The organism is Terrabacter sp. GCM10028922, assembly GCF_042666095.1.
In the GTDB taxonomy this organism is placed as follows: Bacteria; Actinomycetota; Actinomycetes; order Actinomycetales; family Dermatophilaceae; genus Terrabacter.
This window is the reverse complement of sequence record NZ_JBHTFG010000002.1, coordinates 420,480-441,905: the sequence shown is the minus strand read 5'-3', so window position 1 is coordinate 441,905 and position 21,426 is coordinate 420,480. Positions and strand designations below refer to the sequence as shown.

The following is a 21,426-nucleotide window of genomic DNA, read 5'->3' as shown; positions in this document are numbered from 1 at the left end:
TACGCGCGCCGCTGTCGATCGCGGCGGTGGTGACAGTGGCTAGTCGGGGTGCCGACGACGTGTGCTGCTCTTCGGCGTGATCACTGACGCTCCTGAGCCTCGTCGAGATGGCGGCGCACCTCGGTCGGGAAGTCGCGCACGCTGATCGGCTTCTCGAGGTATCCGTCGAAGCCGGAGGACAGCACCCGATCGCGATCGCGGGCCATCGCGAAGGCCGTCAGGGCCACGACAGGAATGTGCGTCGTGGCGCTGTTCCGTCGGATCTGCTCCAGCGCGGCATACCCGTCGATTCCGGGCAGCTGGATGTCCATGAGGATGAGGTCAGGAAGCGCGGAGGCGGCGAGAGCCACGCCGTCCTCGCCCGTGCCGGCGATGGCAACCGTGAAGCCGGCGAACTCGAGGACGTCTCGAGCGAGCTTGAGGTTGCGAGGGTTGTCCTCCACGAGGAGGACTAGTGGCCGGTCGGTCATCGTGTCCCTCCATCGGCGGCCGCCTGGCTGGTGTCGCTCGAGGTCTCGGCCGCTGCGCCCTCGGCCGCGCCGGCCGCAGCAACCTGAGCCAGCCGTCGTGCCAGGCTCGCCAGGTCGAGCCCCGCCTTCTCCGCGACGAAGGCGATCCGGCCTTCCAGGCGGCCCAGATCCTCCGAGGTCAGCGACTTCGCCGTGAGGACGACGATGGGTGGGCCGCTGGGCGTGCCGTCCGCCCGCAGCTCGTCGATGACCGCGAACCCGTCCACATCCGGCATGAGCAGGTCCATGATCACGACCGACGGGTCCACCGTACGCACGAGGTCTGCGGCGTCGAGACCGCCGGAGCACGTGTGGACCGTCCAGCCGAGCGGCTCCAGCGTGCTTCGCACGAGCTTGAGCGCGAGCGGGTCGTCGTCGACCACGACGACGCTACGGCCGACCGGAAGGGTCCCCCCGGGGACGGGCGTCCGCGTGTGTTGCAAAGCTCGGCTCACCGCTGCGAGAAGGTGCTCCCCCGGGACCGGCTTGACGAGGTACTCGGTTGCGCCCAGGGCGAATCCGCGACCGCGTTCGGGCTCGACACTGACGACGACGACGGGCACCGCTGCCGTGGACGCGTCCGCCTTCAGGGTCTCGAGCACGTCCCATCCCGTCATGCCCGGCAGGTGGATGTCGAGCACGACGGCGGCTGGCAACAGGCGGCGGATGGCCTCGAGGCCGGCCTCACCGGTGCCTACGGTCACGGCGTTCAGTCCGGCAGCGCGAAGGTGCAGCTCGACGAGCTCGGCCGATCTCGGGTCGTCCTCGATGACCACGACGGTCGGTCCGGAGCCCGACGGGGCGTCGACCATCCACCGCTCATCACGTGCCTCCGCGCTCAGACCTGCCTGCGGGATCCTGAGGCCGAACGTGCTGCCTTCTCCAGGAGCGCTGCGCACCCACATCGTCCCCCCGTGCAGCTCGACGATCTGTTTGCTCAGCGTGAGCCCGAGACCGGTGCCCTCCGTCGTCGACGCAGACCTGCTCCCCTGTTGGAACGAGTCGAAGATGCGCGCGTGGTCCTCCATGGCGATGCCGATGCCCGTGTCGGTGACCGTCATGACGAGGTCGCCCGCCTCGCGACGCGCGTGGACCTCCACGGAGCCCCCGTCCGGCGTGAACTTCACGGCGTTGCTGAGCAGGTTGAGCAGCACCTGCTTGAGGCGGAGCTCGTCAGCGGTGACGAGTCCGAGGCCCTGCTCGGCGTCGAGCGTGAGTTCGATGCCGTGCAGGGCCGCCCGCTCGCGCACGAGCGAGGTGGCCTGGCCGATGACGTCGTCCACCGGGAAGGTGGTGAGTTCGAGCTCCATCCGCCCTGCCTCGATCTTCGACAGGTCGAGGATGTCGCCGAGCAGCGCGAGCAGATGGCGGCCTGCGGCGTGGATGTCCTTGAGGTAGTCCTCCTGCCGCTCGTTGAGGTCGCCGAACATCCGCTCGAGCAGGACCTCCGAGAAGCCGATCACGGCATTGAGCGGGGTGCGCAGCTCGTGCGACATGCTGGCGAGGAACTCGGACTTGTGCCTGCTTGCCTCGGCCAGATCGGCGCTCTGCTGCTCGAGCTGCTGGTAGAGCCGAGCGTTCGTCAGCGCCACCGCAGACTGGTTGGCGAAAGTGTCGAGGAGGTCGCAGGTCTCGCCACTGAAGGAGCCGGTTCTCTTGCGCCGGACGACCAGGGCACCGACGACGCGATCGGGGCGGGCGAGCGGAATGGCGACGAGCGACTTCCAGCCGGACCTGTGCAGCACGGCCAGGTGCTCGTCGAGCTGGGCCTCGTCCAGGTCGGGGATCTGCAGGACCCGGCGGGTCCGGGCGGCCTTGCCGACCCACGTGCGGTCGATGTGGATCTCTGCGGCCCGTAGGGCGGAGACCGTGTCGTCGCTCGTGCCGTAGACCGTCCGCACCCGGAAGAGCCCGGTCGCCTCGTCATACTCCATCAGCGACCCACCGTCCGTGTCGGACAGCTCGACGGCGTGCGACACGATCGTGGCGAGCATCTCGTCCGGCACGAGAGTCGAGCTGATCGCAGCACCCACGTCGGCGAGTCCCTCCAGCTGCTCGACCTTCCGCGCCAGTTCGGCGGACCTGCTCTCGAGCGCGGCGAACAGGTCGACGTGGCGTAGGGCGAGCGCCGCTTGCTCGGCGAACGTCGCGAGCACGCGTTCGTCGACGTCGTCGAAGGGTGCCACCCTGTTCCTCAGCACGTTGAGTGCGCCCACCACTTCGTCTCCCACGATCAGCGGCGCGCCGATCATCGAGCGGAAGCCGGCCATTCGTTGGATGTCGGAGCGGCTGTACTCCGGGTCGGCGACCGCGTCTGTGATGTAGTGAATCCGGCGATCGATGGTCACACGGCCGACGAGCGTGCCGCGGTCGCGCTTGATGGGATGTTCCTCGACGAGCCGGCGGTGTTCCTCGGACATGCCGCTCTGCCGCGCGAGGACATATGTCGCGCCCTTGACGAGGTAGATCTGGGCGACAGCCGCGTTGAGCAGCGTCCGGGCATTCTCGACGACCGCGTCAAAGACCCTGTCAGGGTCCCCCGACGAGCTCGTCAAGACCTTGAGGATGTCGCTCGTGGCCCGGAACTGTTCCTTGACCTGCGCGAGACGCCCGACGAGCGCTGGGCGGGACATCACGGCGATGCTGTCTTCGGGTGCCTCTCCGAACCTGACCATGCGCGGCTCCCCCATCGCTGGTGCCTCGATGCGCTCCCCTAGCAGTGTCCTCTCCTCGAACGCCGCATGGTCGAGAACGTCGCAACGTTGCAACGTCATGGAGCGGCGCGCGTCGTAGGCCTCTGTCGGGCGGCAATCAGCACCGTCCCTCGCAGGCGCGGATCGAAGCAGGTCAGGAGACCGACGGTGGCCAGCGATGCCTCCGCCACTCGTCCCATGTCGAGAACCCAGCCGGTGGGTCGTCAATAGGTTCACTGCCGTCGAGCTCACCTGGCGTTGGGATGTCGATCTTGGCGGCCCACTCGTCCAGCTCCTCTTCGGACATGTGCCACGTCGTGTGCGACGCTTCGGCTTGGCGCTGCTCCAGTCGCGTCCGCTGCTCGGCTGGGGTGAGTTCGAAGTAGTGCATCTCCACCGTCGCGCCGAGGTCTGCTGCTGCCTGCCGTAGTGCGGAGCGCTCGTCTCGACCCCAGAGGCCGTAGTCGATCACGACGTTGATGCCGAGTTCCAGGGCGCGCAGCCCGATCTGGATGAGCCGACCTTCGATCACGTCCTGAGCCGCCGGCGGATTCTCGTGCCCGTAGAGAGCCTTCACCCATTCGTCCTTCGTGAGACGAAGGGCTTTCTGCTCACCCTCTATGCGCCGCGCAGCAGTGGTCTTCCCTGTGCCTGGGAGTCCCACGGTAAGGAACAACCTTGGGTGCCTCATCTCACCGCCTGTCCGCGCGAAAGCCTCATCATTGCTGACGTCCCGCTCACGCCGCGACGAGCTCGTTCAAGCGATGTTCAAGCGATGTTCACGAGGCGCGTCTGTCCGCCGCGAACCAGCTGTGTGGTTGCGCCCGTCGGCATGCTCCTGGTCCGCACCCTCCTGAGCAGCCGTGACGGAACCACGTTGGCGTCCAACCGCCTTCGGACCCGACCGTCGACAGTCGGCTATGAAGTCAGTCTCAGATGCAGCTCGCGACCGAGAATGCCGGCCAGTCGCGCGGTCTCCTGCTTGATGGCGTTGTCGGGTCGCTGTCGCTTGTCGAGCCAGGTGACGGCGAGCTCGTCGCCTTTTCTCGCCCACGTCCCAGACACGACGCCGCCGACGATCACCGGGCTGGCCTTGCGGGTCACGAGCTCTCGTCGGGACGACGGGGTGACGTGGACGTCCTTGGTGCCAGGACCGATCACCCACTGGTCGTGCCCGGGAAGGAACCGCACCGCCTCCGACGGCAGCGCAGCCTCCAGGGAGTCGATGTCCTCGCGCGCGACGTAAGCCGCCGTGCCCTCGACGTCGACCGCGACCAGCCGGTCGCCGAGCCCCGACATCCAGTTGTCGAGCCGTCTACGACCCGCACTCAGCCCGTTGCCGAGCCAGTAGTGGACATGCTCGGGTGTCGCCGGACCGTACGCCCGGACGTAGGCCATGGTCGCGCGCGGACCCGCGTCGTCAAGGTCAGGGACTCCCTGCCACCGTGGGTTGGTGTCGAGGCGCTGAAAGGTGTGCTGCCCGTCGCGTGGCGGGCCGAAGCTCATGTCCCCCTGCCACGTCAGCGGCTTGAGCAGCGTGCCAGCGCCCTCGTCGAAGACCGGCTTCAGGTGCCGGTACGCGGGACGCTTCGTCAGCACGGCCCCCAGCTCGCCCACCGTCAAAGGCCCCTCGGTGAGCGCCTCACGTACCGCGGCCCGGAACTCGGGCCAGTCCGATGGAGCGAGCCGGTAGTACGCGACCCAGCTCGGCAGCTCCCACTGGCGCCCCGCCGATCGGAGGGCCAGGTAGATGCCGCCGTCCTCCGCCGACAGATAGTGCATCGACCCGCGGAAAGCGAACGCCTTGACCACCGTCCCCTCCACCAGGGCCTTCGCGAGCTCGCCGGGGCGCGACGTCGTACGACGGATCCGGACAGCAAGCTCAGCGAGCGACTCGTCCATCGAGAGCACCGCACCGAGCCGGCGTACGACACCTGCCACCGACTCAGACCCAACCGGGTCGAGCAGCTGTCGCTCCATCCGCCAGGCCAGCGCCTGCGCCCACGTGACCGAGGCCTGGGTCGACGTGCTCATGGCCGCAGACTCGCACAGGTTCCGGACGAACGGCATCCTGCTCGGTGACAGGTGGTGCGGACTCCTGAACGACGCAGCCCCTGACCTGCGTCTCCGCTGGTCAGGGGCCGTCTCGTGCTGGTGGGCGATACTGGGTTTGAACCAGTGACCTCTTCCGTGTCAAGGAAGCGCGCTACCGCTGCGCCAATCGCCCGTGGGTCCTGCTGGGTGTTGCACCGAGGTGGAGACGGGATTTGAACCCGTGTACGCGGCTTTGCAGGCCGCTGCCTCGCCTCTCGGCCACTCCACCGTGGAAGGCACGTGGATCTTCTGCCTCCGAGCGGACGACCGGGCTCGAACCGGCGACCTCAACCTTGGCAAGGTTGCGCTCTACCAACTGAGCTACGTCCGCGGAACACCAGCGGTGTAACTTCCCCGCTGCGTGCTTGGTAGACATTAGCCGATCGCCCGACGAGATTCAAAACCGGCCTCGACGACCCCGTCAGGGCCGTTTCGCAGCCCGGTCGGGGGCCTCTCGAGCGGCGTCCTCCGCGGCCTGCCGGGCCGCCTGCGCGCCCTTGTCGACCCCCCGCTCGATCGCCGTGCGAAGGGGTCCCCGGTCGGTGCTCTCGTACTGCTGCTCCCGGCCCCGGCCGGCCAGGTCGGCCTCCTCCTCGTCGGCGTGGCCGGGATCGTCGGCATGGTCGGCATGGTCGGCCTCGCTGGAAGCGTGGGAAGCGTACGCGGCGTCGCCGCCGGGGTCGGGGCGGCTCAACAGGCCACCCGCGCCCTCCACCGCCCAGTTGACGAGGCGTACGTCCGCCCCTTCGTGCAGCTCGACCGGCCACAGGGTCCGCACAGCAGCGTTGAGGCCCGCACCGATGAGGATGGCCACGGCGAGTGCGTACAGCCAGATGAGAAGGACGATCGGGGTGCTGAGGGGGCCGTAGATCGACGTGCCGCCCATGGATGCCTCCAGGGAGATCCGCACGACGTACGACGCGCCGAGCCAGATGGCCATCGCCAGCACGGCACCGGGGATGTTGTGCCGCCATGGGGCCCGCCGGGGCGTCGCGACGTGGTACATGGAGGCGAGCAACAGCACGCCGAGCAGCACGATGGCCGGCCAGTACAGCGCCCTGGTCACGGTGGCGGCGGCGTCGGGCAGCCACGACGACAGCAGCTCGGGCCCGAGGAGCATCAGCGGCAGCACGAGGACGGCCGAGACGATGCCGAACGAGTAGAGCAACAGGCTGAAGGCCCGGAGGTGCACGATGCCGCGCGCATCCTTCTGCCCGTACATGATCGACACGGTGTCGACGAAGACGTTGAGCGCCCGGGAGCCGGACCACAGCGAGAGGAGAAAGCCGACGGAGATGATGTCGAAACGTCCGCCGCGCAGCACGTCGTCGATGGTCGGCAGGAGCAGCTCCTTGATGCTGGACTCACTGAGGAAGCGTGACGCGTAGACCTCGATGGCCGAGACGATGCTCTCGATGGTGTCGGGACCGATCCAGCCACCGACGAAGCCGAGGCCGCCGAAGATCCCGAGCACCAGCGGCGGCAGGCTGAGGAGCATGAAGAAGGCTCCCTCGGCCGCGAGCCCCGTGACGCGGTAGCGCAGGCAGATCCGCGTAGTCTCGAGGGTCAGGCGTGCGAGCGGGATGCCCCATGGGACCCGCTCAAGCCCTGACCGCACCCTCGTCCGCATGCCCATCGACTCCGAGGCTACGGGGGCGCGACCCCGGACGTCAGGATGGCCGGCGCGACACGGGCTGAACCCGCCGCTGCCGTCCGACGCGTCCTAGTCTCGGCGGGTGACCACACACGACGTGACGAACCAGGTGCCGCCGTTCGTCGGGGGTGACTTCCTCGCCGACGACGCCGCACTGCTCGAGGCCGTGCAGCGCTGGTCGGGGCCCGCGGGGTTCGAGGCGCTTGCACCGCTCGGCCGTCTGGCCGGGACCGAGCTGGCCCAGGAGCACGGCCGTCTCGCGGACACGTACCGACCCGTCCTGCACACCCATGACGCACGAGGTAACCGTGTCGACGAGGTCGAGTTCCACCCGTCGTGGCACTGGCTCATGACCCAGGCCGTCGGGGCCGGGTTGACGGCCGAGCCCTGGACCCGACCGGCGTCGTCCGGGGCCCACGTCCGGCGCGCCGCGGGTTTCGTCCTGTGGTCGCGCGTCGAGGCGGGGCACGGCTGCCCCGTCTCGATGACGTATGCCGCCGGGTCGGCGCTGCGCCACGACGCCACGTTGGGTGCGCGCTGGCTACCGCCGCTGGCCAGCCGCTCGTACGACGTCGGGATCCGGCCGGTGGCCGAGAAGACCGGCGCCATCTCCGGGATGGGCATGACGGAGAAGCAGGGCGGCTCGGACGTGCGCGCCAACACCACCCGCGCCGTGCCGACGCCGGGCGGGCCACTGCCGGGTGAGACGTACCGGTTGACCGGCCACAAGTGGTTCTGCTCCGCACCGATGAGCGACGTCTTCCTCATGCTCGCGCAGGCGCCCGGCGGCCTGACCTGCTTCGTCGTTCCACGCGCCCTGGACGACGGCACGCGCAACCCGTTCGCGCTGCAGCGCCTCAAGGACAAGCTGGGCAACCACTCGAACGCCTCGAGCGAGGTCGAGCTCGAGGGGACCTGGGGCAGCAGGCTCGGCGACGAGGGACGTGGCGTCCGCACCATCATCGACATGGTGGGGGCCACGCGGCTCGACTGCGTGCTGGGCTCGGCGGCCACGATGCGTGACGCGCTCTCCCGAGCCGTCCACCACGCCCGCCACCGGAGCGCGTTCGGGGCCCGGCTCGTCGACCAGCCCCTGATGCGCAACGTCCTCGCCGACCTGGCCCTGGAGGCCGAGGCGGCCACCGTTCTGGGGCTTCGGCTCGCGCATGCCCTCGACGAGGGCGAGACCGATCTCGCGAGGCTCGGGGTCGCACTCGGCAAGTTCTGGGTGTGCAAGCGGAGCGCCCCCATGGTCGCGGAGGCACTCGAGTGCCTCGGCGGCAACGGCTACGTCGAGGAGAACGGGCTGGCGCGGCTCTACCGAGAGGCGCCCCTCAACTCGATCTGGGAGGGGTCGGGCAACGTCAACGCGCTCGACGTCCTGCGGGCCGTGAACCGCGTGCCGGCCACGCTCGAGGCGCTGACGAAGGAGCTGCACCAGGTACGCGGGCAGAGCGCCGAACTCGACGTATACGTGGATTCCGTTGTGGCTGAAGCGAACTCGCTCGATCCGACGTCTGTGGAGGCCGCGTTCGGCGCACGCGCCGCCGTCGAACGGCTCGCTCTCGCACTCCAGGCGGGGCTTATGGTTCAGCACTCCCCCGGCCCCGCGGCCGACGCGTTCATCGCGAGCCGGATCGCCGGTCGACGCGGTCACACGTTCGGCTCGCTCGACACCGACCTCGCGGGCGTGGCGTCGACCCTCATCGACCGCGCCGGTTGACCGTGCCGACCCGTCAGCTCTCGGCGAGCCGCTTCTTCTCCAGCTCGACGTCGAAGTCCGCCACCGGCCACTGGAGGTCGAGGCCGCGCAGCGTGCCGAGCAGCAGCTGCTGAACCGCCAGGCGCGCGTACCACTTCCGGTCTGCGGGCACGACATACCAGGGCGCTCCCGTCGTGGAGGTGGTGTCGAGGACTGCTTGGTACGCCTCCATGTAGTCGTCCCAGCGCGCTCGCTCGTCGACGTCGCCCGGGTTGTACTTGTAGTGCTTGTCGGGCCGATCCAGTCGCTCCTGGAGCCGCGCCTTCTGCTCGTCCTTGGAGATGTGGGTCAGGATCTTGACGACCGTCGTGCCGCCTGCGGCGACCTCGCGCTCGAACTCGTTGATCTCGGCGTAGCGCGTCGACCAGACGTCCTCGGGCACGAGCTGGTGCACGCGGACGATGAGCACGTCCTCGTAGTGCGACCGGTCGAAGACCCCGAGCTGGCCGGGAGCCGGCAGCGCGTTGCGGATCCGCCAGAGGTAGTGGTGCGCGAGCTCCTCCTTCGTGGGGGCCTTGAAGGCGATCGCCTTGACGCCCTGTGGGTTGACCGAGATGACGTGGCGCATGATGCCGCCCTTGCCGGACGTGTCCATGCCCTGCACGACGAGCAGCACGGCACGCGTGGACCCGGCCGTCGACTGGGCGAAGAGCCGTTCGAGCAGGTCGGCGAGCTCGTCCTCGCAGGCAGCGAGTGCAGCCGCCCCGGCCAGCTTGTCGCCCGTGAACGCCGGTGTCGCCCGAGGGTCGACGTCTGCGAGCCGAAAACCGCTGCCGGGATCGACCCGGAGGGCGCCGGTGAAGTCGCCGAGCAGACGCACGGCGGCGCGCTCCTCCGCGGCCACGAGCTTGTCGTGCGCCGCCTTCTGCTTCTGCTGGTCCTTCACCTTCGCGCCTTTGCCCATGGCGTCATCCTGCCCGAACGGCGCCTGACGCGAGGGCCTGTGCGCGGGCCGATCTGCCCCCCCGTCGCCGATACTGGCCTCATGCGCCTCCTCGTGCCTGGCCGGTCCGGCTTGTCCACCCTCGACGACCTCGACGCGACAAGGCTTTTCGCGGTCTACGCGACGCCCCGTCCGCACTGGGTCCGATGCAACATGGTGACCTCGCTCGACGGAGCCGCCACCGGCCCGGACGGCCGATCAGGGTCGATCAACAACGACGCCGACCACGTCGTCTTCGAGGTACTCCGCGCATCGAGCCACGTCGTCGTCGTCGGCGCAGGAACCGTCCGCGCCGAGGGCTACCCCCCGCTGTCCGTGCAGGACTCGCTCGTCGACCTGCGCCGCGAGCACGGTCTGCCCGACGTCCTGCCCCTCGTCGCCGTGAGCAACCGTGGCGCCGTGCCCCCCACCCTGAGCGGATGCCGTGACGGTCGGGCGCTCCTCGCCGTTCCGTCGTCGGCAGCAGGCCTCGATGCCGCCCGCGCCGACCTCGGGACCGACAACGTCATCGTCTGCGGCGAGGACGCCGTCGACCTGGCCGCCCTCGTCGCGGCCCTCCACGGGCGCGGCTGGGACCAGGTCCTGACCGAGGGCGGGCCCAGCCTGCTCGGGTCGTTCCTGGCCGCCGGGCAGCTCGACGAGCTCTGCTACACCTTCGTCCCGCGGGTCGTCGGCGGCGAGCACCCGCGCACCGTCGGGCCACAGGCCGTGCCGGCCGAGCTCCACCTCGAGACGCTCGTCGAGCAGGACGGGACGATCATGGGCCGGTGGCTCGTCCGTCACCGCTGAGCGGGGCGGTGAGCCCCGAGCGGGAGGCGACGAACTCGTGCAGCACCCGCTCCCAACGTTCGGGGTCGACGTTCCACTCCCGGCAGTGGCGGGCCGTGTCCCAGCGCTCGAAGCGCACGAGGTCTGGGCGCCGTCCGGCGAGCGCCACGGCCGGCCCGATGGGCACGAAGTCGTCGCCGTCGGACGCCATGACGAGCATCGGGTGACGCAGCTCGTCCGCCCGGGCGACCCAGTCGGTGCGGGCCACGTCGATCGGCTCGCGCACGCCGACGAGACGGCGCGAGCGGCGAGAGCCCATGAGGTCGGTCGCCATCCGGACGAGCGGCCCGGGCAGGAGGTGCAGCCGACCGTGGTGGCGCAGGACGACGCCCCAGTCGATGACGGCGGAGTTGAGCACAACGCCCACGACGTACTCCGCGAGGGGCGAGTGGTCGAGGGTCTGCAGCACGATGGCACCCCCCATCGACCACCCGACAAGGATGATGCGACGCGCACCGTGCGACACGGCGTACCCCATGGCTGCCTCGACGTCGCGCCACTCCGACAGCCCGAGGTTGTAGCGCCCGTCAGGGCCACGCGGGGCGTCGCGGTCGTTGCGGTAGGCGGTGACGAGGCTCGTCCACCCCGCTTCGCGCAGGACCGGCACGGCCCGCAGCGTCTCCTCCTTGCGCGCGCCACGGCCGTGCACGAGCACGGCCCAGTCGCTGCCGGTCACGCCTCCCTCGGGTCGCACGAGCCATCCCGGTAGCGCCCCGACGTCGGAGAGGATGCTGACGTCCTCGTCGGGCAGCCCGAGACACACGCTCGGCCGGTCCCAGTAGTAGTACTGGTTCCACCGGGCCGGGCCGGGCTCAAGACGACCCCGGTCCACCGCAATGAGCCGGCGCGTGACCGAGCCGGCGTCGCTCGCGACGATGTCGCCCACCCGGGCGTGGCCTGTCCCCGCAGCGAGCCACACGCCGTAGCGGCCCGGCACCACGGTGTCCGGCATCGCCCCGAAGGTGACCGTCTCGTCGTCACACCGCAGGATCGTGAGGTTCTCGGGCTGGAGCTCGTCGGGCGTGAGCACCCGGCGCGCGAAGTACGCCGCGGCGGCGACGGAGCCACTGGCAGCGCCCAGGACCGAGCCGGTCCCCGCAGCCGCCGCCACGAGCACCGGACGCGAGACGAGACGGCGCACCTGCACGGGCCCATCGTTGCAAAGCCGCGGAGCAGAGCGTGGACCGGCGTGCCGGAGGAATCGCCCGAATCCGGACGAATAGGTATCAACGACCCTCCTGGCGCCACCTTCTGTCGGGAGCCTGGGGTCACGGACGGGCGGTCCGCACCGGACCCGATGCTCCCCGACCCGCCCCCGCGGGTCGGTCGCAACCGGCGACGACCGTTCGGGGTCACGGCCGCCACCGGATGTCTCGGGGTGCGAGGGGCATCCACGCACCGCTTCTCACCGTCTCGTTCCCACGAAAGGGGACATCGTGTTCACAGCCATGCGCCGAAGTGCGCTCACCCTCGCCGCAGCCGGGGCTCTCGTAGCAACTCCGGCCCTCGCGATGGGTGCCGGCGTCAGCCCGGCCACCTATGACGCGTCGGTCGACCCGGGCGACACCGTCCACGTCACCAAGACCGTCAGCACACCCGCCATCCCGCCCAAGCCCGACATCGTCCTCGTCGTCGACGAGACGGGCAGCATGGGCTCCGCCATCGCAAACGTGAAGTCGGAGATGGGCTCGATCGTCACCACCGTCCAGTCGGCGCAGCCGCAGGCGCAGTTCGCCGTGGTCTCCTACAAGGACACGACCGACGGGGCGCAGTTCTTCCAGGTCGAGTCCGATCTGACGGGCAGCCAGGCCACCGCGCAGGCCGCCATCGACAGCCTCGTCGCCGGTGGTGGCGGCGACACCCCGGAGGGGCAGCTCAACGCCCTCTGGGAGGTCGGGACCGGCGGCAGCGCCATCTCGTTCCGTCCCGACTCCTCGCGCATCGTCGTCTGGTTCGGCGACGCGAGCGGCCACGACCCGAGCGGCGGCCACTCCGAGGCCGACGCGACCGCGTCCCTCACGGGCGTGGGCGCCCAGGTCATCGCGATCAACGTCGAGTCCGGTGGAGCCGACGGCCTGAACGCCACGGGCCAGGCGCAGCGCATCGCGGCCGCCACGTCCGGCACCTTCTTCCCGAGCGTGACCCCGGGCAATGTCGCGAGCACGATCCTCGCCGGACTGGGCAACCTGCCCGCCGAGGTCACCGCCAACGTGTCGTGCGACGCAGGCCTGTCGATCGCGCTCACGCCGTCCCTGCCACAGACCGTGACGAGCGGCAGCGACGTCGTGCTCGACGAGGCCATCACCGTGGCCGCTGACGCACCCCAGGGCTCGACCCTGACGTGCACGACCACCTTCCTCATCAACGGTGCCGAGGCCGGGCCGGAGTTCGTCCAGACCGTCAGCATCAAGGTCAACGACGTGACGCCGCCCACCGTGTCGTGCGGTCCCGGCGTCAACCCCGACGGCGTCACGCCGCCCGGGTACCAGAAGGCCGGCTTCTACCAGCTCGTCGCCGCCGACAACCTGCCGGGCACCACGGTGACCGTCTCCGACACCGCGACGGGTGCCAGCTTCGGCCCGTACGAGCCGGGGACCTACATCAAGATGACGCAGGCTCTCGGTGCGACGCCGTCGGCAGTGCCGTTCGAGGGCATGGTCGACTGGCACATCACCGTCCAGGGCGACCTGCTCCTGACGGCGACCGACGCGGCGGGCAACACGGCCACGGCCACCTGCTCGGTGCCGCCGAACAAGAAGTGAGCCTGCTCGGCCCGCCCATTCCGGGCTGAGCAGTGCGAGGGGTCCCGGCACCGCCGGGGCCCCTCGTCATGCCGCGGCACGTAACACGTCGTAATCTCCCCGGCCCCTCGCGGCGGGCACAAACCCCGGGCACGTGGCGTTGGTGTGGACATGAGCGACAAGAGCACCTCCGCCAAGCCGTATGCCGTCCAGCGCACCGACGAGGAGTGGCGCGCCGCCCTGAGTCCCGCCGAGTACCAGGTGCTGCGGAAGGCCGGCACCGAGCCCGCCTTCCGCGGCGAGTACACCGACACCAAGACCCAGGGCGTCTACTCGTGCCGCGCGTGCGGCGCCGAGCTCTTCCGCAGCGACACGAAGTTCGAGTCGCACTGCGGCTGGCCGTCCTTCTACTCGCCCCTCGCCGGCGACTCGGTCGAGTACATCGAGGACCACACCCTCGGGATGAAGCGCGTCGAGGTCCGGTGCGCGAACTGCGGCTCGCACCTGGGCCACGTCTTCGAGGGTGAGGGCTACGACACGCCCACCGACCAGCGCTACTGCATCAACTCCATCTCGTTGCGCCTGCAGCCCGACGAGAACGCGACGCCCGAGGGCTGAGACCGGTGCGCCGGCCGCACCTCCTCGCTTAGATTCGTCACATGGTCGATGACGGCAACATCCGCATCGGCAGCGCCGAACGCGAGGAGGCGCTGGCCGCGCTCGCGGAGCACCACGCGGCCGGTCGGCTCGACGCGCTCGAGTACGAGGACCGGCGCGGCCGTGCCACGGACGCGATCGTGCGTCGCGACCTGACCGAGCTGTTCGACGACCTGCCCGAGCCCCGGCCTCGCCTGACGCCGGCCCGGGTGGCGCACCGACCGCCGACGGGCCGCCCGGCGACACAGGGAAGGGTGGCGCGCACCCTGGTCAGCCTGTCGCCGTTCATCGCGATCGCGGCGTTCTTCGTGACGAAGTCGTGGCTCGCGGTCCTGCTCATCCCGGTCATCGCCATCCTGGCCCGGGCCTTGGACGACTGAGCTGGACGGGTGAGCGGAACGCTCACCCGTGAGCGTCAGCGCAGGTTGGCGACGAGCTCGGCCGGCTCCACCTTGGGGCCGGTGAAGAACGGCACCTCCTCGCGCACGTGCAGGCGGGCCCGCGAGGCGCGCAGCTCGCGCATGAGGTCGACGATGCGGTGCAGCTCGTCCGCCTCGAAGGCGAGCAGCCACTCGTAGTCGCCGAGGGCGAACGACGCGATGGTGTTGGCTCGCACGTCCGGGTAGTCACGGGCCATCTGGCCGTGCTCGCGCAACAGGTCCCGGCGCTCCTCGTCCTCGAGGAGGTACCACTCGTACGAGCGCACGAACGGGTAGACGCAGACGTACTTGCGGGCGACCTCGTCGGCCATGAACGCCGGCACGTGGCTCTTGTTGAACTCCGCCGGCCGGTGCAGCGCCGCCGAGCTCCACGTCGGCTCTAGGTGCTGGCCGAGCTCGGTGCGCAGCAGCCGGTGGTAGGCCGACTGGAGCTGCTCGATGGTCTCGGCGTGCCACCACACCATGAAGTCGGCGTCACCGCGCAGACCCGCCACGTCGTAGAGGCCGCGGACGACCACCCCCTCGGAGGCGATCTCGTCGAGGAAGGCCTCGAGCTCGGCGGTCAGCTTGTCGCGGTCGTCACCGAGCGGGCTCACGGTGCTGAACACCGACCACATGCAGTAACGGATCGTGTCGTTGATCTCCCGCATCCGGGCCGGGGTCAGGCGCTCGCTCATGCGCCCATCATCCCAAGCCCGCCGGACGCCGGCGTCAGCGGGTCATCACGGCGCGAGCGGCGGCCCGCCCGGACGCGATGCAGGCCGGGACGCCGACGCCGTCGTATGCCGCCCCGCAGAGCGCCAGCGCGGGCGGCAGCTCGCGGGTGGGGGCCAGCCGGGTCCGGTGCCCGACGGCGTACTGCGGCAGTCCGCCGCCCCAGCGCCTGACGTGGACGGCGACGGGATCCGGGAGCCCGGGGCCCAGGACGGTGCGCAGGTCGGCGAGCGCGACAGCGGCGAGCTCGTCGTCGCTGCGCTGGACCGATGCCTCCTCCCGGTGGCGCCCGATCGAGGCCCGCAGGAAGGTGCGGTCGGGGTGGGCGGCTGCGAGCCACGGCCACTTGACCGTGCTGAACGTCGCGGCCTTGATCGTCAGCGGCTCGGTGGGGGGCACGAGGAACCCACTGCCGTCGAGGACTTCGGGGGCCGGCCCCGACAGCGCGAACGAGATGATCGCCATCGACGCGAGCTCGATGCGGGCCAGCGCCTCTGCGGCCGCCGGCACCTCGTCACGCAGCAGCCGAGCGGTCGCGGGCGGCGGGGTGGCGACGATGACGGCGTCGAACTGCTCCTCGACCACGTCAGTCGTCGGGCCCGTGGAGACGACCCAACCGTGACCGGCGCGACGGAGACCACGCACGACCGCGCCGGTGCGCACGTCGGCGCCCGCCCGGGCGAGCTCGCGGTGCAGGACCTCCGGGAGGCAGCCGAGCCCGCCCACCAGGGTGGCGAACACCGGCAACACAGCCATCGGCCCCTGTGCCGCGGCGTCCACAGCGGCCCGCGCGACCTCGAGCAGGGGGCGTCCGTCGTGTGCGGCGGCGGCGAGGGCCGGGACGGCCTGCTCGGCCGAGATCTCGCGGGCGTGGCCGGCGTAGACACCGGCCAGAAGAGGCTCGACGAGGCGGTCGGTCACGGCGGCGCCCAGCCGGGCGTCGACGAGGTCACCGACCGAGACGTCGCCCTGGAGGGCGCCGTCGACCCGCTCGTGCACGAGACGGTCCACCTCGGCGTCGGTGAGCAGACCGCGGACCGACTCCGGGTCGGAGGGCACGCCCATGACGGTCCCCCTCGGCATGGGCCAGCGCCGGCCGCGGGACACGATCGAGGCACCTGCCTCCCCCGGATGGGTCGTGCGGTCGTCGACACCGAGCTCCTCGAAGAGGCCCAGCGCCTCGGGACGGCGAGCGAGGACCGACTCGGCGCCGACGTCGATGCGCACGCCACCGACGTCCTCGAGACGCAGCTTGCCACCGACGCGGTCGCTGGCCTCGAGGAGCGTGACGGCGAGGTCGCTGCCCGGTCTGGTCAGCTCCCATGCCGCGGCGAGACCACTGATGCCACCGCCGATGACCGCGACGCTCCTGACCATGTGGCCACTCTCCCACCCGGGGGAACGGCTGCGACCGCGCCCCCGCCCCGGCGCGTTTGTCCACGGCTGGGCGGATGGGGGAATGTGGAGGACATGACGGCCCCCGCGCTTCTCCTCGCCCTGCCCACGGCCGAGCTGTCAGGCCTCGTCGGGATCGCCAGCCGGGTCATCCGCGCTCTGGGCGAGTGGGGCGTCGGGGCGCTGACGTTCGTCGAGACGGTGCTGCCGCCGATCCCCAGCGAGGTCGTGCTGCCCCTCTCCGGCTTCATCGCCAGACAGGGCCAGCTGAGCCTCGTGCTCCTGCTCGTGACGAGCACGCTCGGCTCCTACCTGGGCGCTCTCACCCTGTACCTGCTCGCCTCGCGGCTCGGCCAGGCCCGGGCCATCGCGCTGCTCGCGCGCCTGCCGCTCGTCGACCGACGGGACTTCGTCCGCGCCACCGCGTGGTTCGCGGACCACGGGCGGCGCTCCATCTTCTTCGGCCGCCTCGTGCCGGGCGTGCGCAGCCTCGTCTCGCTGCCTGCCGGCGCGGTCCGCATGCCGCTCCTGCGGTTCACGGTCTTCACCGTCGCGGGCAGCGCGATCTGGAACGGCCTGCTCATCGGGCTCGGCTGGCTGCTCGGATCCCGCTACGAGCTCGTCGACCGGTACTCCTCGGTCCTCGACGTCGTCGTGGTGACGGCCGTCGTGGCCCTCGTCGGGTGGCTCGTCATGCGCCGCGCCCGCCGTGGTCGCGCCGAACGGCCGCCCAGGCAAGCGACCGAACCGGCGACCGAACGCGTCACCGACGAGGCGACCGACGAGGCGACCGAGCGCGGCTGAGGCGGCACCCGCCCACCTGCCGCGGGTCCGTGCGCAGGCGCGCAACGTTCCGGGCCGGCCCGGTGTCTTTGGAGACAACAGGACGTCGCCAGCACACCGCACGGACCAGCACAGCATCCGGCACCGCACGGGAGGCGACCCGTCGAAAGGCCCGCCATGACCATCACCTCGCGCCTCCCCCGCCCATCCTCCCTCCCGCCGTCACGTCGACGGCTGCTCGCCTTCGTCGTGGCGCTCGTCCTCGTGCTCGTGGCTGCGGTCCCCCTGGGCCTGCGAGCGCTGTCCGGGGCCTCCTCGGGGTCGACCGTCGAGATGGGCCCGAACGCGGGCTCAGGCTTCGCGGGCACCCGCGACGGCTTGTCGCAGGACGGCGGAACCCCCGACGCGGCCAGCGGCTCGGCCAAGTCCCCGGCGGTTGACGTGCCGTCGACCCCCGGCGCCTCGGTCGCCGTCATCGGGACGAAGCTCGCGCGTACCGCCTGGCTGGGCATCAAGGTCACCGACCTCACGGGCGCCGCGGCCCGCGCCCGGCTCATCGCCACCGGTGCGGGCGGTCAGGTGACGTCGGAGAACGTCGTGACGGCGGACGACCCGACGGGCGGCCCCGGCGTCGTCGACCCCGGCATCGAGTCCGGCCGGGCGCTGCCGCGGGTCGGCGTCGACGAGGCTCGCATGGTGCTCAGCGTGCCCGCCGAGTCGCTCGACAACGTCCTCACCGAGCTCTCTCGAATCGGGACCGTCTCGTACCGTTCGTCGCAGACCCAGGACGTCACCGACACCTATGTCGACACGAAGGCCCGCATCCAGCCGATGCGCGACGGCATCGACCGGGTGCGCGCCCTCCTCGCCAAGGCCACCGAGCTGCAGCAGATCATCACGCTCGAGAGCGAGCTGACGCGCCGCCAGGCCGATCTCGACTCGCTGACCCAGCGCCTCGCGGAGCTCGACAAGCTGACGACGATGAGCGACGTGACCGTGTCGCTGTGGACCGACGCCACCACCCCGGTCGAGCAGGACGGCGGTCTCACCGGCGGTCTGCGCACTGCCTGGGAGAGCCTGCTCGGCTCGCTCACCGTGATCGTCACCGGCCTCGCGGTGCTGCTTCCGTGGCTCGTGATCCTCGTCCCCGTGACCCTGCTCGCGCTGCGCCGCTGGCGCCGTCGTGACGCAGGTGCCCCGGCCGCGACCTCCCACGCGGCCGAGGCCCCCGGGGCCGGGCCCGCTCCACAGCCGGTCGGCACCCCTGCCGGCACCCCTGCCGGCAGCCGTGCCACCGGGACGAGCGGCACGCCGTCGCAACCCGGTCCCGCGGGCCCGCCCTCGGGTGCGTGACCGGCCGACGCGAACGGGTGACGGCCTCGCGGGCGGCTCGGTCAGCGACCGAGCCGCCCGCGGACCATGTCGGCGACCTGTCGCACCTCGCGGACGTGCAGCGCGTGCGCGAGGCCGAGATAGATCACCGTGAAGACCAGGCCGACGAGGCCGATCTCGAGGGCACTGGCGAACATCCGCCGGACGGTCGACGAGTTCTGTCTGATCGCCTCGCTCGTGATCGGCGCGAGGACGACGGTCACGGCCCAGGCGACGAGCCCTGCGACCGCGGCCGCGACGCCCACCCGTGAGGCGGTGACGACGGCGCCCATGAGCCCGAGGCTGCCCGTCCGGCGCCGCAGCAGGTAGAGCCCCACCGCGGAGCTGACGACGTTGCCCACGGTCTGCCCCATCGCCATGACGCCGATCGCCCACACGGGGTTGATGAACAGCGTGACGACGCCGGCCAGTGCGCTGATGCCGGTGAGCAGGACCTGCATGATGACCGTGGGCCGACCGTCCTCGAGAGCGAAGAACATCCGGTAGCAGAGCAGGTCGAGCCCGAACGGTACGAGGCCGAGGATCATGATGACGAGCACCCTGGCGGCGACCTCGATCGAGCGTTGGTCCATGGCGTTGCCGGGGTTGAGGAGCGCCACGATCGGGTGGGCCAGCACGATGACCGCCACCATGATCGGCAGGTTCGCCACGAGGGGCATCGTCAGGCCGGTCCGGAAGTCGCTGCGCAGGCTGGCGGTGTCGCCCGCCGCGGCCGCCGCCGAGAAGCGCGGGAAGAGCGCCGTGATGATCGACACGGTGACGAACGCGTGGGGCAGCATGAAGAGGGTGAAGGCGATGGCGTAAGCCGCCGGGCCGCGCGCCGCGTTCTCGAGGCCGAGCTGCCTGGCCTCGGCAGTGGCGTTGTTGAGCACTCCTTGGCTGATGAAGAAGCCCAGCTGGGAGACGGCGAGACCGGCGAAGGCCCACAGGGCCAGCCGGCTCACCCCACCGAGCCCCACGCCGCGCAGACCCCACCGCGGACGGTAGCGAAAGCCTGTGCGCCGCAGCGCCGGCACGAGCGAGAGCGCCTGTACGACGACGGACAGCGTCGCGGAGCCGGCGAAGAGCCAGATCATCGGTCCGGTCCACTCCGACGGGTCGCGCGGGAGCTGGCGGCCGTCGGGCCCGGCGCGGTGCGGCTGCGGGAAGATGATGAGGAAGAGGACGAGCCCCGCGACCGCGACGACGTTGGCGGTGAACGGCGCCCAGGCGAAGGCCCCGAACCGCCCTCTCGCGTTGAGGATCTGGCCGAGCAGCGCGAAGAGGCCGTAGAAGAAGATCTGTGGCAGGCAGATGAGCGAGAACGCGAGCGCGAGGTCCTTGAAGTCGGGCGAGGAGCTGCGCGCGAGCAACCACACGAACCCACCGGCACCGGCCATGACGACCACCGTGATGACGGCCATGCCGGCGAGCGCGGCCGTGATGACGCGGTCGGTGAACTCCTGCCCGCCGTCCTCGAGCTTCATGGCGCGGGCGAGCGACGGGATGAGCACCGCGTTGAGGATGCCGCCGGCAGCAAGGACGTAGAGCACGTTGGGCAGCGTGTTGGCGAGGGAGAACGCATCACCGGCGAGCTGGGCGCCGATGATGGCGGTGATGAGTCCGTTGCGCACGGTGCCGAGCACGCGCGAGGCGACAGACCCACCGAACATGGTGAGGCTGGAGCGGGCGACCGACGGCGCAGCCGTCATCGGCGGCTCGAGCACTCGTGCACGAGCGCGGTGACACGGGTCAGGACGTCCGGGTCGACGTCGGGCAGCACGCCGTGCCCGAGGTTGAAGATGTGGCCGGGGGCGTGCCTGCCCTCCTCGACGATCTCGCGCACACGGCGCTCGAGGGCCTCCCAGGGGGCGAACAGCAGGGCGGGGTCGAGGTTGCCCTGGACGGCATACGCCGGGCCGAGCCGGTCGACCGCGTCGGTCAGCGAGACGCGGTAGTCGACGCCGACGACCTCGGCTCCGGCCTCGCCCATGAGCGTGAGCAGCTCTCCCGTGCCGACCCCGAAGTGGATGCGCGGCACGTCGAGGTCGGCCACGGCCCCGAGTGCGATGGCCGAGTGCGGCATCGCGCGGGCCGCGTAGTCGGCTCGGGACAGTGCCCCTGCCCACGAGTCGAAGAGCTGGACCGCGCTCGCGCCTGCCTGCGCCTGGACCCGCAGGAAGGCTCCCGAGATCTGGGCGAGCCTTTCGCACAGGGCGTCCCAGAGCTGCGGGTCGCCGTGCATCAGCGCCTTGGTCTTCTCGTGGTTCTTCGAGGGTCCGCCCTCGACGAGGTAGGAGGCGAGCGTGAAGGGTGCACCGGCGAACCCGATGAGCGGGACGTCGCCCAGCTCGGCCACCAGCTGGCGGACGGCCTCGGTCACGAAGGGGACGTGCTCGGGAGTCAGCGCGACGAGCTGGTCGAGGTCGGCGCGGGTGCGGATCGGGCGCGCCACGACGGGACCGACTCCGGGCACGATGTCGAGGTCGACCCCGATCGCCTTGAGTGGCACGACGATGTCACTGAAGAAGATGGCGGCGTCGACGCCGTGACGGCGCACCGGCTGGAGGGTGATCTCGGTGACGAGGTCGGGTCGCATGCAGGACTCGAGCATCGGGATGCCCTTGCGGACGGCGCGGTACTCCGGCAGCGAGCGGCCGGCCTGACGCATGAACCACACCGGCGTCCGCGTCACCTGCTCGCGGCGCGCAGCGCGGACGAGGTCGCTCTGGCGGGTGGCTGGCGGGGCGGTGGTCGGCACCGGACAATCCTGCCACGGCGGCCGGTGCCCTCCTCGCCACGCTGGCTCGGCGCGCCCTGAGGACAGATCACCCGACTCCGG

Annotated in this window: 18 protein-coding genes and 3 tRNA genes; 7 read left to right on the top strand and 14 right to left on the bottom strand. The window is 70.9% G+C overall.

Annotation, left to right across the window (positions count from 1 at the left end):
* Window positions 1–80 precede the first annotated feature (80 nt).
* The 8 genes from ACFQU3_RS03475 to ACFQU3_RS03440 all read right to left on the bottom strand — a co-directional run bounded on the left by ACFQU3_RS03475 (window position 81) and on the right by ACFQU3_RS03440 (window position 6,932).
* Complete coding sequence (locus ACFQU3_RS03475) at window positions 81–470, bottom strand: response regulator (protein ID WP_385906497.1); 390 nt, start codon at window positions 468–470, stop codon at window positions 81–83.
* Window positions 467–3,142 carry a GAF domain-containing protein gene (locus tag ACFQU3_RS03470; protein WP_385906494.1) on the bottom strand — a complete coding sequence of 892 codons (2,676 nt, stop codon included), beginning with the start codon at window positions 3,140–3,142 and terminating at the stop codon, window positions 467–469. The genes ACFQU3_RS03475 and ACFQU3_RS03470 overlap by 4 nt, the downstream gene beginning before the upstream one ends.
* Window positions 3,143–3,356: 214 nt before the next feature.
* The gene (locus tag ACFQU3_RS03465) at window positions 3,357–3,893 is read right to left on the bottom strand and encodes an AAA family ATPase (RefSeq protein ID WP_385906491.1); all 537 of its coding nucleotides are present in this window, start codon (window positions 3,891–3,893) and stop codon (window positions 3,357–3,359) included.
* Between the two features lie 227 nt (window positions 3,894–4,120).
* Complete coding sequence (locus ACFQU3_RS03460; protein ID WP_385906488.1) at window positions 4,121–5,236, bottom strand: DNA glycosylase AlkZ-like family protein; 1,116 nt, start codon at window positions 5,234–5,236, stop codon at window positions 4,121–4,123.
* Between the two features lie 118 nt (window positions 5,237–5,354).
* A tRNA-Val gene (locus ACFQU3_RS03455) sits at window positions 5,355–5,429 on the bottom strand.
* A 25-nt stretch (window positions 5,430–5,454) separates the two neighbouring features.
* A tRNA-Cys gene (locus tag ACFQU3_RS03450) sits at window positions 5,455–5,525 on the bottom strand.
* A 29-nt stretch (window positions 5,526–5,554) separates the two neighbouring features.
* Window positions 5,555–5,627 (bottom strand) — tRNA-Gly (locus tag ACFQU3_RS03445).
* 90 nt (window positions 5,628–5,717) lie between these two features.
* Entirely contained in the window at window positions 5,718–6,932 is a 1,215-nt protein-coding gene (locus tag ACFQU3_RS03440) for a YihY/virulence factor BrkB family protein (RefSeq protein ID WP_385906485.1), read from the bottom strand.
* Between the two features lie 100 nt (window positions 6,933–7,032).
* Here ACFQU3_RS03440 and ACFQU3_RS03435 point away from each other — a divergent pair, with 100 nt between their 5' ends.
* Complete coding sequence (locus ACFQU3_RS03435) at window positions 7,033–8,673, top strand: acyl-CoA dehydrogenase family protein (RefSeq protein ID WP_385906482.1); 1,641 nt, start codon at window positions 7,033–7,035, stop codon at window positions 8,671–8,673.
* Window positions 8,674–8,686: 13 nt separating this feature from the next.
* Here ACFQU3_RS03435 and ACFQU3_RS03430 read toward each other — a convergent pair whose 3' ends face one another.
* Window positions 8,687–9,616 (bottom strand): polyphosphate kinase 2 family protein, encoded by a 930-nt coding sequence (locus ACFQU3_RS03430; protein WP_385906479.1) that lies wholly within the window; start codon window positions 9,614–9,616, stop codon window positions 8,687–8,689.
* An 81-nt stretch (window positions 9,617–9,697) separates the two neighbouring features.
* Between ACFQU3_RS03430 and ACFQU3_RS03425 the strand changes: the two genes are divergently transcribed.
* Window positions 9,698–10,444: a dihydrofolate reductase family protein gene (locus ACFQU3_RS03425; RefSeq protein WP_385906476.1), complete on the top strand. Its 747-nt coding sequence runs from the start codon at window positions 9,698–9,700 to the stop codon at window positions 10,442–10,444.
* On the opposite strand, the gene ACFQU3_RS03420 is transcribed toward ACFQU3_RS03425, so the two are convergent.
* Entirely contained in the window at window positions 10,413–11,630 is a 1,218-nt protein-coding gene (locus ACFQU3_RS03420; RefSeq protein ID WP_385906473.1) for an alpha/beta hydrolase family protein, read from the bottom strand. The two genes, ACFQU3_RS03425 and ACFQU3_RS03420, sit on opposite strands and share 32 nt — an antisense overlap.
* A gap of 289 nt (window positions 11,631–11,919) precedes the next feature.
* Between ACFQU3_RS03420 and ACFQU3_RS03415 the strand changes: the two genes are divergently transcribed.
* The 3 genes from ACFQU3_RS03415 to ACFQU3_RS03405 all read left to right on the top strand — a co-directional run bounded on the left by ACFQU3_RS03415 (window position 11,920) and on the right by ACFQU3_RS03405 (window position 14,261).
* Window positions 11,920–13,245 (top strand): VWA domain-containing protein, encoded by a 1,326-nt coding sequence (locus ACFQU3_RS03415; protein ID WP_385906470.1) that lies wholly within the window; start codon window positions 11,920–11,922, stop codon window positions 13,243–13,245.
* Between the two features lie 150 nt (window positions 13,246–13,395).
* Window positions 13,396–13,842, top strand: coding sequence for a peptide-methionine (R)-S-oxide reductase MsrB (msrB, locus tag ACFQU3_RS03410; protein WP_385906467.1), 447 nt, complete (start codon window positions 13,396–13,398; stop codon window positions 13,840–13,842).
* Window positions 13,843–13,883: 41 nt separating this feature from the next.
* Window positions 13,884–14,261: a DUF1707 domain-containing protein gene (locus ACFQU3_RS03405; RefSeq protein WP_385906465.1), complete on the top strand. Its 378-nt coding sequence runs from the start codon at window positions 13,884–13,886 to the stop codon at window positions 14,259–14,261.
* 35 nt (window positions 14,262–14,296) lie between these two features.
* Here the strand turns inward: ACFQU3_RS03405 and hemQ are convergent, their stop codons facing one another.
* Window positions 14,297–14,998: a hydrogen peroxide-dependent heme synthase gene (gene hemQ, locus ACFQU3_RS03400; protein WP_385906462.1), complete on the bottom strand. Its 702-nt coding sequence runs from the start codon at window positions 14,996–14,998 to the stop codon at window positions 14,297–14,299.
* Window positions 14,999–15,032: 34 nt separating this feature from the next.
* Window positions 15,033–16,412 carry a protoporphyrinogen oxidase gene (gene hemG, locus ACFQU3_RS03395; RefSeq protein WP_385906459.1) on the bottom strand — a complete coding sequence of 460 codons (1,380 nt, stop codon included), beginning with the start codon at window positions 16,410–16,412 and terminating at the stop codon, window positions 15,033–15,035.
* 93 nt (window positions 16,413–16,505) lie between these two features.
* Here hemG and ACFQU3_RS03390 point away from each other — a divergent pair, with 93 nt between their 5' ends.
* Complete coding sequence (locus tag ACFQU3_RS03390) at window positions 16,506–17,234, top strand: DedA family protein (protein ID WP_385906455.1); 729 nt, start codon at window positions 16,506–16,508, stop codon at window positions 17,232–17,234.
* 156 nt (window positions 17,235–17,390) lie between these two features.
* Window positions 17,391–18,566 carry a DUF4349 domain-containing protein gene (locus tag ACFQU3_RS03385; RefSeq protein WP_385906452.1) on the top strand — a complete coding sequence of 392 codons (1,176 nt, stop codon included), beginning with the start codon at window positions 17,391–17,393 and terminating at the stop codon, window positions 18,564–18,566.
* Between the two features lie 41 nt (window positions 18,567–18,607).
* Here the strand turns inward: ACFQU3_RS03385 and murJ are convergent, their stop codons facing one another.
* Both murJ and hemE read right to left on the bottom strand, forming a co-directional pair.
* Window positions 18,608–20,296, bottom strand: a complete 1,689-nt coding sequence (gene murJ / locus ACFQU3_RS03380) for a murein biosynthesis integral membrane protein MurJ (protein ID WP_385906449.1) — start codon at window positions 20,294–20,296, stop codon at window positions 18,608–18,610.
* Window positions 20,293–21,345, bottom strand: coding sequence for a uroporphyrinogen decarboxylase (hemE, locus tag ACFQU3_RS03375; RefSeq protein WP_385906446.1), 1,053 nt, complete (start codon window positions 21,343–21,345; stop codon window positions 20,293–20,295). Before hemE ends, murJ begins: the two co-directional genes overlap by 4 nt.
* Window positions 21,346–21,426 lie beyond the last annotated feature (81 nt).

What these genes read in the sequence shown, in the direction of transcription:
- ACFQU3_RS03460 (WP_385906488.1), bottom strand. Translation starts at nt 5,236, where the DNA reads ATGAGCACGTCGACCCAGGCCTCGGTCACGTGGGCGCAGGCGCTGGCC.
- ACFQU3_RS03405 (WP_385906465.1), top strand. Translation starts at nt 13,884, where the DNA reads ATGGTCGATGACGGCAACATCCGCATCGGCAGCGCCGAACGCGAGGAG.
- hemQ (WP_385906462.1), bottom strand. Translation starts at nt 14,998, where the DNA reads ATGAGCGAGCGCCTGACCCCGGCCCGGATGCGGGAGATCAACGACACG.
- ACFQU3_RS03425 (WP_385906476.1), top strand. Translation starts at nt 9,698, where the DNA reads ATGCGCCTCCTCGTGCCTGGCCGGTCCGGCTTGTCCACCCTCGACGAC.
- ACFQU3_RS03430 (WP_385906479.1), bottom strand. Translation starts at nt 9,616, where the DNA reads ATGGGCAAAGGCGCGAAGGTGAAGGACCAGCAGAAGCAGAAGGCGGCG.
- ACFQU3_RS03475 (WP_385906497.1), bottom strand. Translation starts at nt 470, where the DNA reads ATGACCGACCGGCCACTAGTCCTCCTCGTGGAGGACAACCCTCGCAAC.
- hemG (WP_385906459.1), bottom strand. Translation starts at nt 16,412, where the DNA reads ATGGTCAGGAGCGTCGCGGTCATCGGCGGTGGCATCAGTGGTCTCGCC.
- ACFQU3_RS03465 (WP_385906491.1), bottom strand. Translation starts at nt 3,893, where the DNA reads ATGAGGCACCCAAGGTTGTTCCTTACCGTGGGACTCCCAGGCACAGGG.
- murJ (WP_385906449.1), bottom strand. Translation starts at nt 20,296, where the DNA reads ATGACGGCTGCGCCGTCGGTCGCCCGCTCCAGCCTCACCATGTTCGGT.
- ACFQU3_RS03470 (WP_385906494.1), bottom strand. Translation starts at nt 3,142, where the DNA reads ATGTCCCGCCCAGCGCTCGTCGGGCGTCTCGCGCAGGTCAAGGAACAG.
- ACFQU3_RS03390 (WP_385906455.1), top strand. Translation starts at nt 16,506, where the DNA reads ATGACGGCCCCCGCGCTTCTCCTCGCCCTGCCCACGGCCGAGCTGTCA.
- msrB (WP_385906467.1), top strand. Translation starts at nt 13,396, where the DNA reads ATGAGCGACAAGAGCACCTCCGCCAAGCCGTATGCCGTCCAGCGCACC.
- ACFQU3_RS03440 (WP_385906485.1), bottom strand. Translation starts at nt 6,932, where the DNA reads ATGGGCATGCGGACGAGGGTGCGGTCAGGGCTTGAGCGGGTCCCATGG.
- ACFQU3_RS03385 (WP_385906452.1), top strand. Translation starts at nt 17,391, where the DNA reads ATGACCATCACCTCGCGCCTCCCCCGCCCATCCTCCCTCCCGCCGTCA.